The organism is Leisingera sp. (assembly GCF_034669605.1).
In the GTDB taxonomy this organism is placed as follows: Bacteria; Pseudomonadota; Alphaproteobacteria; order Rhodobacterales; family Rhodobacteraceae; genus Leisingera.
The window spans coordinates 1-11,690 of the sequence record NZ_JAXMOX010000153.1 but is presented as its reverse complement, the minus strand read 5'-3'; the positions used below and the strand labels follow the sequence as shown (position 1 = coordinate 11,690).

Here is an 11,690-nt window from a genome sequence, read left to right as displayed (position 1 = left end):
GGTTTTGCCAGGGCCTTCTTCAACCGGGCGGGCTGAGCGCAGGCAGCCCCGCGCCCGACCGGCGACCACACTTGACGCACAGATTGCATGCGGCAAGACCGCTTGCTGTTAGCCTGTAATCGGAGCGTCCCCGCCGGACACGATCAGAAAGAAAAGGATGACCCCCTCAGTGCGTTAAAAAATGCGGTTGTTTCTCGATGTGAAACCTGCAGTGGGGTCCGGCGCGATGCTAAATAAAAACGAACCTTTTAATCAGGCGGGCGGATACATCCGAGATTCCCAGGGAAACTCGAGCGTATATGGCCATGGCCGCGCCGCTGCATGGCCCTTTCGCAAGTAGACCTGGGGGGAGGCTTGACTTCCATATGACTGGTGACCATCTTACCCGCATGATTATCCGCGAGTCATATGCACGGTTTCTTCTTCTGAACCGCCCGTTTCCTCGGGCGGCCTGAAACGCGCGTTTTCGCGGCCTCCCGAGGTTTCTTCACCCTAAAACCTGGATAGCGGGCATTTCCCGCTTGCGACGGGCAACGCCCGTTTGTGGAGAGCGATCGTGCTTACTTGTGAAAAAACCGGCTGCCTGGCCGGACCGCGGGTATTCTTCCCGAACATTGAACCTCATGACTATGCGCTGACCGACAGCGATGCAGACAGGCTTGAGCAGCTATTGGCCTCGGAGGCCTTGTCGTCGGAGGCAGCAGCAATTCTGCATACCAAATACGACGGCGCAAGACGCATATCCGGACCAGTCCCCAATGACTTGGTAGTGTCCGGCCGCCGCATTGAATTCATGATCAGCGGGGGCGGCGCCCAGCGGGGCACCCTTGCGATCGGCGCGGTGCCAGCGCAGCGCCCGATCATGGTTGCTTCGGTCCTGGGCGCGACGCTTTTGGGGATGCGGATCCTGCAAAAGGCGCCATTGCCTTGCGACGACGGCAACCCTGCCACGCTAGTTGTTCTAAAGGTCTTCAGCCCGTCCTGAACGATACCCGTTTCAGCGGGTCAGCCACCGTGAAAACCAAGGAAGCGAACCACCGGTTATCCGGTGCTTAAAGAAGGATAAACTCATGATCACGCCGAACACCGCCACCCGCGCACCGCGGCGCCAACCCAAAGTCGTACTTGCCCGCGAGACGCTGGACAGACTTGAAGCACTGGCTGAGGGTGCCCTGACCCGTACTCCTGAATTGGCTGACCGGCTGCTGGAGGAAATCGAACGTGCCAAAATCGTGTCCACCAGCAAACTGCGCGGTGATGTCGTGGCGATAGGGCGCGCAGTCACCTATCGCGACGAAACTACCGGCCAGTCCAATACGGTGACACCGGCGTTCCCCGAGGATGCCGATATTTCCGAAGGCCGGATTTCACTGATGACGCCGGTCGGCGTGGCGCTTATCGGCCTGTCCGAAGGCGCGTCTTTCCGCTGGACGGCACGTGATGGCGAAGAGCGATCCTTGACGGTGCTAAAAGTCGAGCCGGAAGCACAGCATGGCAACGCCCTTTAGCAGGGAAGCGCCCCTTAAGCCGTGATGGGAACAGCCTGCAGAGCACGGCGCTACCCAGACGCTTTGATTCCGCCCCGGCCCCGGGGAGCCGCACACTCCGTGCGAACCCTGGGGCAAGCCATCCTCTGAACTCTGATGTTTGCGAAAATAGGGTATCGATATGTCTCAAGTCAGACTCCCGGAAAACTGTTCGAGCTGCGGCGCAAGTGTGCCGCGCTCCGCTGCGGGGCGTTGCCCCCATTGCCTGACCCGGTTCCGGGACCGAGCCCCGTGCTAAGCTTGCTTTCGCGCCCAGAAGCCGGTCAGAAACAGGTGCGGAACCTTGGCACATTTCCGGCACGGACGAGAGTGTGCCAATACTTGGGATCCGACGCAGCAAAGACCAGGGTGCCATTGCGCTGAGGCAGGCAAAAGCGGAACTCACGGTTTGCGGGTTTTATTGCTAGATGGGAGATCGGACCCTCGCCTTAACGCTGGAAAAAACCCATGTCTGGGATGCGCCGCCGCGTGCGGTTTCCTGCCGGGCATGATGCGGGTAGGGGGGCTGCAGTCCGGCCCGCCACTCAAGTAATTGCAATTGTGCCCGTCGGCAAACTAGATAAGCCGCACAAGGCCCCGATGGGGGTGGATGAAAGACAAATAGATGAATGACAGTTGCCTGTTTTGCCGGATCGCGTCCGGAGATTTGCCCGCTCATCGCGTGTATGAGGACGATCACATCCTGGCCTTTCTGGACCTGCATCCGATCCGGGCGGGCCATGTTCTTGTCATCCCCAAAGCACATCATGTCTGGTTCGAGGATCTGCCTGAGGATTTGGCAACGCGGATCACCGGTTGCGCACAACGCCTGGCGCGGCGAATGAAGCGGTTGTATGAGGTCGAGCGCGTAGCGATGTTTTATACTGGCATTCATGTGGCTCATGCGCACGCTCATGTGGTGCCTATGCACCATGTGCATGACGTGACCTCACAGGCCTACCTCTCGGCAGGCCATGACGCATTCACCATGCCAGCGCAACTTCCTGACTCCGAAATGGAAGAAATTGCCCGGAAACTCCGCAAGGGATAACGGCCCATCCGCTGCAATAGCGGCCGGACTATCGAGGTTTCCGCCGCCGAAGCCCTGGACCACCCCGCGAACATAAGCCCTGACAACAGGCAATAGGTCTGGATGATACCGTGAGCGATGAGTTGAAATGCTAACAGAGTAATTTCAGACAGAATCTTGCAGGTGGTAGACACCGGATTCCGCACACCGTCAGCTGCTCACTAAATGAACATGCGCCCAGGTGAAAGGTTAGTGGGTCTCCCTCTGTCAAGCGGTCAGAGAGGATGGGGTGTCGTTGATTTAAAATTCTCAGAACACCGCGACGCGGCTGCGGCTGCCACGTTCTTTGCCCGCAATATCCAGAGCAACGGCTGGCCGGGCAGGGCGGTGATCGGCAGGAGCCGCGCGACCTTGGCCAGCCTGGCGCGGATGAACTTCCTTCTGATACTCAAGCACTGGTGCTGGCTGGTCGAAATGCTGCAGGTCCAATACCTTAACAATACCGCGGTGTAATATCACCGCTTTATTATGAGACTGACATAGCGGCTGCTGGGCTTCAGATCATTCGATGCCACGCGGCAGCCCTATCCCAAAAGCGGAGACGTAAGCCGGTCCAGGGATAGGGGCCTCGGCGGTCAGCGGATTGGTGCAATGGAGCCCATGCTGCGCTTCAGGATCTGGTCAAATAATAACGGCAGGTCTCGGCGTCAAATCCGTCAACCTTGTATCCTTCTGCGAAGGCCGAGGTCATTTCTTCCCGCACTCGCATCCGCTCTGAGATTGCCGTGTCAAGATCCGACGCCAGAAGCCTGTCCAGATCTTCGGGGATAACGACAGACATGGAGCCTTCCGCATCGTCGGGACCAAAGGTTCTCCCCCCCTCCGCCAATGCCTCAACACGGGGAGAGGTGAGGTTCCAGTCGACCAGCAGGCGGTCTGAGGGAACACCAGCATTGATGCCCGCCATTTTGCCGTAATAATCTTCGTAATAGGTCTTGGCCGTACCGCCCAGGCGGGCGATATTCAGCCCTGCGTTGATGCGGCGCAGCGGGTCGTAAGTCCAGCGGACCAGGGTGATGCCGCGCTTCAGGCACCAGTCACGCTGAAACCATTTCAATTTCAATCCCAACCCCAAGCCGCGGCTGTCGGGGTGCACGGCCAGCCGGTGAGAATGCTGGATATGCGGCTGGCTGGTTGGAAATCCAAACAGGAAGCCAAGCATCCGCCCGTCCTTGAAGGCACCCGCCACAAGGCCGCCTTCATGCTGGATCGCCAGCATCAGATCGGAATTGTCCGGCGGGTCGTTTTCGCCCCAGACCTCTTTCTGGAAGGACTCCGAGTGTTTGAGTTCGGCCACGCCGTCCAGTTCGCGCAAAACCAGTCCCGTGTTCAACGTGTTCATGCGGAAATTTCCTCGGCGTGATCGGTAACAGAAGCGAGGTAGTCCCGATCGAGGGTCACTCCGATGCCCGGTCCATTTGCGGGAACCGGCATTTCACCATTGGAGGCTTCGAGAGGTTCGTTGGTGATGTCTCGCGCGAAATAGCGGCTGGCGCTTGAGGTGTCACCGGGCTTGGTGAAATTGGCAAGTGTTGCGAGGTGGATGTTGTGCGCCCGGCCGATGCCGCTTTCCAGCATGCCGCCGCACCAGACCGGCACCCCAAATGCGGCGCAGGTGTCGTGGATGGCGCGCGCTTCGGCAAAGCCGCCGACGCGGCCGACCTTGATGTTGATGACCCGCGCGGCGCCGGTTTCCAGCGCCTTGCGCGCGTCGCTGGCGCTGCGGATGCTTTCGTCGAGGCAGACTGCGGTCTTCAGCTCACGCTGCACCTTGGCGTGATCGTGGATGTCGTCATGGGCGAGCGGCTGCTCGATGTAATCCAGCGCAAAGGAATCCAGCGCCTGCAGGACCGGCAGATCCGCCAGCCCGTAGTCGGTGTTGGCGTCGACGGTCAGCTTGATATCGGGAAATTCGGCCCGCACTGCCTCGATGATGCGGACATCATGGCCCTGCGCAATCGTCAACTTGGTGCGCTTGTAGCCCTGTTCGACTGCGGCGCTGACCCGCTCCAGCGTGGTGTCGGCCGGCGCGATGCCAAGGCTCACCCCCACGTCGACATGATCGCCGGTGCCGCCCAGGGCCGCTTGCAGCGGCAGGCCGAGACTCCTGGACCACAGATCCCAGAATGCCATCTCAACCACCGCCTTGGCCATGCGGTTGCCACGCCAGGGTGACAGGATCGGCTGCAGCTCATAGGGCGAGGCAAAACGCTTACCGACGATTTGCGGCAGCAGCACTTCGCGCAGGAAGGCCATGGCACCGGAAATGATTTCCTCCAGGTAGTCCGGAGCTGGGTCCATTACCGCTTCGGCCACGCCCTCAATGCCTTCGCCCTTGAGCACCAGCAGCGGAAAGGTCTTGGCAGTCATGGTGCCGGAGGAAATCACGAAGGGGGTGAGCAGCGGCAGGCTCACAATACGCAGCTCGGCGCTTTCGATGCGGATGCCGGAGCGCGGGGGGACGGGAGTCATGGGGACATTACTGGACATTTCTAAAACCTGCGTAGGGGCCGGGGTCACATCGCCTTGGCGATGAAACGGCGGAATTCTTCTGTTTTGGGGTTGGTGAACATCTCTTCGGGGGGGCCCTGTTCGGCGATGCGGCCTTCGTGCAGGAAGACCACCTCCGAGGACACTTCGCGGGCAAACCCCATCTCGTGGGTCACGACGATCATCGTGCGCCCCTCGGCGGCAAGGTCCTGCATCACCTTCAGCACCTCGCCGACCAGTTCGGGGTCGAGGGCTGAAGTGGGCTCGTCAAAGAGGATCGCATCCGGCTCCATTGCCAGGGCGCGGGCAATCGCCACGCGCTGCTGCTGGCCGCCGGACAGCTGCGCGGGATACATCTGCATCCGGTCTTCCAGGCCGACCCGCTTCAAAAGGGTTTCCGCACGCTCACGGGCCTCGGCCCTAGCTTCGCGTTTGACCTGGATCGGGCCTTCCATCACATTTTCCAACACAGTGCGGTGGGTCCAGAGGTTGAACTGCTGGAATACCATGCCCAGCCGCGCGCGGATGGCCTCGATGTGGCGCGCATTCTGCGGCCTGCCGTTCTTTACCAGGATTTCTTCGCCGTGCACGGTCACTTTGCCCGAGGACGGCGTTTCAAGAAAGTTGAGGCAGCGCAGGAAAGTCGATTTGCCCGAGCCCGATGAGCCCAGGATTGAGATCACGTCATGGTTCCGCGCCTCGAGCGTAATGCCCTTGAGCACCTCGACATTGCCGAAGGATTTGTGAATGTCTTCGGCTTTCAGAATGATATCCGGTTGGGTCATGCCCGCGTATCCTTAAAATGTTGGCCGGTGCTTTGGGTCTTGTGCCGGGCGTCAATATGGCGGCTGAGACGGCGCTCAGCCTGCCGCCAGAGCAGGACAAAAACCGCCGTGATGCAGAGATAGATCAATGCTGCCCAGAGATAGACCGAGAAGTCGAAGGTCTTGGAGAAGATCTGCCGGGTGCGGCCCATCACATCAAAGACGGTGACCACGCTGGCCAGCGCACTGGCCTTCATCAGCAGGATCACCTCGTTGCCGAGTGCAGGCCAGGCGATACGGTAAGCATGCGGAAACACGACCCGGCTCAGGCTCCTGATCCGGCTCATTCCGATGGCCTTGGCGGCTTCGATTTCGCCGCGCGGAACCCCCAGGATTCCGCCCCGCAGGATCTCGGTCTGATAGGCGGTGGAGTTGAGGGCAAAGGCCAAAAGCGCACAATTAAACGGGTCGCGGAAAAAGGCCCACAGCCCCCATTCCTGAAGAAAGGGCCGGAACTGGCCCGAACCGTAGAAGATCAGAAAGAGCTGCGCCAGGATCGGCGTGCCGCGCATGAATGAGACATAAAGGCGGAGCGGTGCTTGTGCCCTCGGTGACGCATGGACGCGGATCAGCGCAAAGGCCGGTGACACCAATGCGGCGATAAGCGCGCCCAGCAGCGTCAGCTTGATGGTCATCAGGGTGCCGTCAAGCAGCCGGGGCCAGTATTGCGCGAGTACTTCGAGCGGGTTCATCTCATGCCCTCCGAATGCCGCGATTGGCGCGGCGTTCCATCTGCGCCAGTACCAGTTCTGACAGAACGCACATGGCCCAGTAGATCAGGCAGGCCAGCAGATAGAAGGTGAAGGGTTGCTTGGTCACCCCGACGGCAACCTTGGTCATGCGCATCAGGTCATCCAGCGCAATGACCGAAACCAGCGCTGTATCCTTCAGCATGTTGATCCAAAGGTTGCCCAGCCCGGGCAGCGCAAAGCGCCAGACTTGCGGCAGCTGAATGCGCAGGAAGATCTGGCGGCCGGTCATGCCGATCGCCCGCCCGGCCTCTGCCTGGCCCATGTCGAGCGACTGGAACGCGCCGCGCAGCACTTCGCCGGCAAATGCGCCGAACACCATTCCAAGAGCCACCACCCCAGCCGCGAAGGGACTGAAGTCAGTGGGAGAGGCATCCGGCGCCCACCACTGCACCGCCGCATTCAGCACAAGGCCAGCACCGTTATAGACCACAAACAGGGTCAGAATTTCGGGAAGGCCGCGCATGATAGTGGTGTAGCCAACCCCCAGAAACCGCAGCGGCAACAGTCTGGACATTGAAGCGAAGGCGGCCAGGAAGCCGAGGAACAACCCGACAGGGAGAGTGGCGATCGCCAGTTGCACTGTGATCGCCAGCCCCCGCAAGATTTCGTCCCCCCAGCCGGCATCGCCATATGAGAACAGTTCAAACATGGATTATCTTTTCAGGCTGGAGGGACATTCCGGTCACTTCATCGTGTAGACATCGATGTCGAAATACTTGTCGTTGATCACCTTGTAAGTACCGTCAGCGCGGATCTCCGCCAATGCAGCGTTCAGCTTTTCGCGCAACGCGTCATCCTCCTGGCGCACGGCAATGCCGACACCGTCGCCGACGAAGGCCGGATCGGTGATCGGTTCGCCTGCCAGTTCGCAGCAGCTGCCGTCATCGGACTTGGTGGTCCAATCAAGCATCGGCAGCATGTCCCCGACCTGCAGATCGATCCGGCCCGACGCCATGTCGAGGTTGACTTCGTCCTGGGTCGGATAAAGGCGGATGTCGGCATCCGGATAGGCCGCTTCGATGTAATCGGCCTGGGTGGTGCCGGACTGCGCCCCGATCACCTTGTCAGCCAGCGCCTCAGGGTTGAAATCGCTGATGTCCGAACCTTTAGGAACAACATGGGTCATGGCGGCCAAATAGTAGGGATCGGTGAAATCGACCTGCTTCTTGCGCTCTTCGGTGATGAACATAGAGGCGATGATGAAATCGTATTTGTTGGCCAGGAGACCCGGAATGATACCGTCCCAATCCTGCGCCACCACTTCGCAGTCCTCACCGATGCGCTTGCACAGTTCCAGCCCGATCTCCACGTCGAAGCCTGCAATCTTGCCGTCGGATTCGATGTAGTTGAACGGAGGGTAGGCGCCTTCAGTGCCCAGCCGCAGCCCGTCTGCCGAGGCTGCGCTGGCGGCAATCGAACCGGTGGCCAAAGCGAGGGCCAGTGTGGTCTTCAATGTCATGGGGTTTCCTCCTGTCGTTCCCAAGATTTGGTTATTTCTCTATGGCGGCGACCGGGTCGCCGACGTGGCCGGTGAAGCGGCCGTAAAGTTCTGCTATCCGGTTCAGGCGTTTTTCGACCTGCGGGCCCAGTTCCATAAACACGCCATTGATCATGAGATTTGCCAGACTTGCCATCTGTGCCGTGGAATCCCAGAACTGATTGAATTGGGTCGGCACGGCAAAAACCTCGTCGGCGGATTCGTGGCCCCAGTCGCAGAAAACGTCCGTGATCAGGGTCACCGGAATGCCGGCCTTCTTGGCCTCGCGTGCCAGAAGCTTGGCCAACCGGGAATAGCGGCGGGCCTCAAAGATCACCAGGCAGGCCTCCCCGTCTGCGGCCAGCACTTCGGCGAAATTGCCGCCCGCCAGGTCGAGCAGGGTCACCTGGTCGCGCAGGTATTGCATCTGGTTGGCAAAATACTGAGCGATCCCGCGTTCGGTCTGGAAACCGGCCACATAGACATGTTGCGTCCGGGCCAGTCTGGCGACAGAAGTCCGCCATTCGGGGGTGCGGGCATGTTCGTAGATCCGCACGACTGCTGCGATTTCCAGTTCCATGCCCTGGGAAAGGTGGCTTTCATCATCGCGGGCGGTTTTCCGCAAATCATTCAGCCGGTCGCTAACCAGCCAGGGATGGTCGCCCAAGTCGCCCTTCAAATGCTCTTTCAGATCCTTGAAGCTCGCGTATCCGTTGCTGCGGCAGAAGCGCCCGACGGTGGCCTCGCTCACCCCGACTTTTGCGGCGAGGCTGGCGGCTGTTTCGAACGGAACCTGCTCCAAGGCGCTCAGCATGTAATTGGCAATAGTCCGCTCGGCTTTCGAACCGGTTTCAAGGGCATGGGCTAGTTTGGAGCGGACGGGAGAAGGCAATCTGGTGGACCTTGCGATGATGGTGGACCGTTGAGCCAGGATGCAAGAAAACTTTCATCTGGTCAATAAAATTCATAAAACTATCATTCCGCCTCGCGATTATCCGGACAAGACGCTGCAATGATTGTGAATCCTGTCAAGCCGGCTGCCGGCTTCGATTGGCAGATGCCTGAACGCTGATTTCCGCAGGCCTTCACCCGACTCCAGTATGCGCTCTGGCGGACGTGATGAGCATCCCTTCAGGTCAGCGGCACGGAACCGTGCCTCTTGAAATCAGCCAATAGAGGGTTCCGTTGCGGGTGGCCCTTTCAAGTTTGCGAACGCAGGCCGGCGCGCCGTCTGTGAGCAGCATTTTCAAGTCCATCTGCGCTTTGGGCCTGTCAAAAGTGTAAGTATGGTTCCCGCACACTCTTCTGTCCCGGACATAAGATGCATCCACGGTCTCAAGCCCACCGAGAACGATCAGATCCGGTCCGCCTTGACCGGCACGGGGCTGGTCGTTGTTGAACCTGTGCGCTGACGCTTTCAGCGGGCAATCCTTCCGGTGTGCGTAAAGCGTGACCGGGTGATTATGTCCCGAATGCGCAATCATGTCGGAGAATGCATTTCCGGACACGTCAGGGGCCACAAAGACCGCACGCTCAAGGCTGTCGGCCGTTGGTCCCGCGAATTGGTACACGATTTCAACACCCAGCCGCCCGCCCATGCTATGGGCCGCCAGAACCATCGTCATACCGTCAGTGGCTTGCGTCAGATCCCTCAGAAACCCTTCCAGCCTGCGGCGGCTGTCGTTGATGTGCTGGGCATCTGCCAGATACGCAGAACGCTCCCCCCAGGATGGCCAGCTCCACAAAAGCACCGGGCCCTGCCAACCAACATCTTCAGCCACTGCAATGACGCGCTTCACGGCTGTTTCAAAAGAGTTGCTGTACCCGTGAATGAAGAGCAGGACCCGCTGTGACTTCAGTGGCCCGGCCAGATCGGAGATACACCCGTTGTCTGCACTGAGGCGTCCGGCAAGGGAGATGCTGCCAGCATAAAGATTGTCGCTGTCGCGGCGCTTATTCTTCTGCCACTCTACCCTGCCGCAGTGGTAGCGCGCCTCCGTGATTTGCTCGACCCCGAATTCAGTGGCGAGGTCTCCTGTGTAGTCGCGTTCCCGGTCGGTCGCGAAGTAAATCAAAGGCTTGCTCTCCGGCACCAGCCCCCCCTCGTCCTCTGGATTTGGCGCCGGCTGCGGTTCAGCGGCTTCCGCCAGGGCCGTTTCAAACAGTTCAAGAGCAAAAACACGGTTCTCTCCCCGCTCAGCCCAGGCTAAAGCCATCCGCTGCCGCCCCTCCTCGCCCGCTACTTCGGCGAAAGGAATTGTCTTCACTCCCAGTTCGGAAAGCTGCGCCTGCAATGCCGCGATGTCGCTCTCTGCGTTCACGAAACTCTGTTCTTCAATTTGCAAAAGCGCAGCGCGGATGTGGCGCCGTTGGCGCTCGGAAAATGCGCCCCAGGTTTCTGGCCGCACCTGAGCAGCCAGAACCAGCGAAGAATAACCGGTGAGAACACTTTGCAGCTTCTGTTCCGACGCGAGACTTGTAACGTTTTCACTCCAAAGAGTTTCTGCGATTTCGATGCTTCTGTCCTGTAAAGCTTTTCCCATGTCCTGAATTTGACCGCGCTGCAGGCTTGCTCCAAGAGCGTCGAGCCCGGTGCCATCTGGCTCAAACTCTGTCGCCTTTAGGCCCTCAATCTCCGCGGCTGTATTGAGATCCAAGGACGAAATGAGACTGCTGGCCCCGAGGCTGGCAAAGGACAGGGTAAAGAAGCCCCTTTGCCCCAGATCCATGAGTGCGGCATCCCTGAACCCGGTTTCCAGAAGTCTTGCAGTGCCGCCGGAACCAAGTCCGCCAAATGGCTGGTGAAGGATACTCGCCACCCCCAACTGGCGTTCGTCAGGATCCGAGGCCAGCCACAATGGTACAAATCCCAAGTCGGCCTCTCCCTCCTGCAGCAGCTCTTTCACGGGACGGTCCGTGCGCAGCAATACTACCTTGCTGTCAAGTTGCTGCCAGGCTTCCGCTTCAATAACCAGTTCCGCCATTTCCCGCGGCAATTGCCCGCTGCTCACAGGCATCGCAATACGCAACTCAGCAATCTCCTGAGCCGCCGCTGGAAATGCTAGGGTTGCCACCAAAGCACACAGCCATCCGCGCCACATGAGCAGTAATCCTTTAGTTGAGCTGGACTTAACGTATCACACTTAAAGCGATTTTTAAAGTTTGACACAGCTGGCCGACCTGGATCGCAGGAAGCGAGAGCATCTCGACTGTCAACCCGGCGTCGATCGGCGCGGGACGCGCGACGAATTTTCATGAATACCGGACACGACAATCAGCTGCGAGATGTTCCGGCGCCGGCGGCGCTGGAGCCGCGTGACAAAATTCTCTTGCGCAATGCGTTCCGGGTCGACCCGGCCGAGCGCGGAGAATTCACCAGACCGCGGCCCTTCGAGATCCGCGAAGTTGCGCCGCGCGACCCGCTGGAGCCGGAAGAAACCACCGATATCAATCATATGTGGATCAGAATGGAAGCGGCCAAAGGGGCCGGACCTGAGCTGCAGCATATCCTGATGGCTTATGCCTCGGACT

Annotated in this window: 12 protein-coding genes and 1 pseudogene; 5 read left to right on the top strand and 8 right to left on the bottom strand. The window is 59.5% G+C overall.

The features are described from left to right. Positions 1-556: 556 nt before the first annotated feature. The 4 genes from VOI29_RS17385 (at position 557) to VOI29_RS17370 (ending at position 3,069) form a co-directional block, all read left to right on the top strand. Positions 557-985, top strand: a complete 429-nt coding sequence (locus VOI29_RS17385) for a hypothetical protein (RefSeq protein ID WP_323781460.1) — start codon at positions 557-559, stop codon at positions 983-985. Positions 986-1,070: 85 nt separating this feature from the next. Continuing rightward, positions 1,071-1,508, top strand: coding sequence for a nucleoside diphosphate kinase regulator (gene rnk / locus VOI29_RS17380; protein ID WP_323781458.1), 438 nt, complete (start codon positions 1,071-1,073; stop codon positions 1,506-1,508). 700 nt (positions 1,509-2,208) lie between these two features. Further along, positions 2,209-2,577, top strand: a complete 369-nt coding sequence (locus VOI29_RS17375; protein WP_416361558.1) for an HIT family protein — start codon at positions 2,209-2,211, stop codon at positions 2,575-2,577. Positions 2,578-2,808: 231 nt separating this feature from the next. Further along, positions 2,809-3,069, top strand: a complete 261-nt coding sequence (locus tag VOI29_RS17370) for a DDE-type integrase/transposase/recombinase (RefSeq protein WP_323781451.1) — start codon at positions 2,809-2,811, stop codon at positions 3,067-3,069. A 157-nt stretch (positions 3,070-3,226) separates the two neighbouring features. Here VOI29_RS17370 and VOI29_RS17365 read toward each other — a convergent pair whose 3' ends face one another. The 8 genes from VOI29_RS17365 to VOI29_RS17330 form a co-directional block, all read right to left on the bottom strand. Beyond that, entirely contained in the window at positions 3,227-3,958 is a 732-nt protein-coding gene (locus VOI29_RS17365; protein ID WP_323781449.1) for a GNAT family N-acetyltransferase, read from the bottom strand. Beyond that, positions 3,955-5,088 carry an o-succinylbenzoate synthase gene (gene menC, locus VOI29_RS17360; protein ID WP_323781446.1) on the bottom strand — a complete coding sequence of 378 codons (1,134 nt, stop codon included), beginning with the start codon at positions 5,086-5,088 and terminating at the stop codon, positions 3,955-3,957. Before menC ends, VOI29_RS17365 begins: the two co-directional genes overlap by 4 nt. Positions 5,089-5,132: 44 nt before the next feature. Then, positions 5,133-5,891 (bottom strand): ABC transporter ATP-binding protein, encoded by a 759-nt coding sequence (locus VOI29_RS17355; RefSeq protein WP_323781443.1) that lies wholly within the window; start codon positions 5,889-5,891, stop codon positions 5,133-5,135. Then, positions 5,888-6,622 (bottom strand): ABC transporter permease, encoded by a 735-nt coding sequence (locus VOI29_RS17350; RefSeq protein ID WP_323781441.1) that lies wholly within the window; start codon positions 6,620-6,622, stop codon positions 5,888-5,890. Before VOI29_RS17350 ends, VOI29_RS17355 begins: the two co-directional genes overlap by 4 nt. 1 nt (position 6,623) lies before the next feature. Further along, positions 6,624-7,331 carry an ABC transporter permease subunit gene (locus VOI29_RS17345; RefSeq protein ID WP_323781438.1) on the bottom strand — a complete coding sequence of 236 codons (708 nt, stop codon included), beginning with the start codon at positions 7,329-7,331 and terminating at the stop codon, positions 6,624-6,626. A 33-nt stretch (positions 7,332-7,364) separates the two neighbouring features. Beyond that, positions 7,365-8,141 (bottom strand): ABC transporter substrate-binding protein, encoded by a 777-nt coding sequence (locus tag VOI29_RS17340; RefSeq protein WP_323781435.1) that lies wholly within the window; start codon positions 8,139-8,141, stop codon positions 7,365-7,367. A gap of 31 nt (positions 8,142-8,172) precedes the next feature. Beyond that, positions 8,173-9,051, bottom strand: coding sequence for a MurR/RpiR family transcriptional regulator (locus tag VOI29_RS17335; protein ID WP_323781431.1), 879 nt, complete (start codon positions 9,049-9,051; stop codon positions 8,173-8,175). 244 nt (positions 9,052-9,295) lie between these two features. Beyond that, on the bottom strand, positions 9,296-11,260 hold the full coding sequence (locus VOI29_RS17330) for an alpha/beta hydrolase (protein WP_323781427.1): 1,965 nt from the start codon (positions 11,258-11,260) through the stop codon (positions 9,296-9,298). Positions 11,261-11,413: 153 nt separating this feature from the next. Between VOI29_RS17330 and VOI29_RS17325 the strand changes: the two are divergent. Then, positions 11,414-11,690: pseudogene (locus VOI29_RS17325) on the top strand (acyl-CoA thioesterase II); the annotation flags it as partial.

Excerpts from the sequence above, each read along its gene's own strand:
- rnk (WP_323781458.1), top strand. The coding sequence starts at position 1,071 with ATGATCACGCCGAACACCGCCACCCGCGCACCGCGGCGCCAACCCAAA.
- VOI29_RS17365 (WP_323781449.1), bottom strand. The coding sequence starts at position 3,958 with ATGAACACGTTGAACACGGGACTGGTTTTGCGCGAACTGGACGGCGTG.
- menC (WP_323781446.1), bottom strand. The coding sequence starts at position 5,088 with ATGACTCCCGTCCCCCCGCGCTCCGGCATCCGCATCGAAAGCGCCGAG.
- VOI29_RS17355 (WP_323781443.1), bottom strand. The coding sequence starts at position 5,891 with ATGACCCAACCGGATATCATTCTGAAAGCCGAAGACATTCACAAATCC.
- VOI29_RS17350 (WP_323781441.1), bottom strand. The coding sequence starts at position 6,622 with ATGAACCCGCTCGAAGTACTCGCGCAATACTGGCCCCGGCTGCTTGAC.
- VOI29_RS17345 (WP_323781438.1), bottom strand. The coding sequence starts at position 7,331 with ATGTTTGAACTGTTCTCATATGGCGATGCCGGCTGGGGGGACGAAATC.
- VOI29_RS17340 (WP_323781435.1), bottom strand. The coding sequence starts at position 8,141 with ATGACATTGAAGACCACACTGGCCCTCGCTTTGGCCACCGGTTCGATT.
- VOI29_RS17330 (WP_323781427.1), bottom strand. The coding sequence starts at position 11,260 with ATGTGGCGCGGATGGCTGTGTGCTTTGGTGGCAACCCTAGCATTTCCA.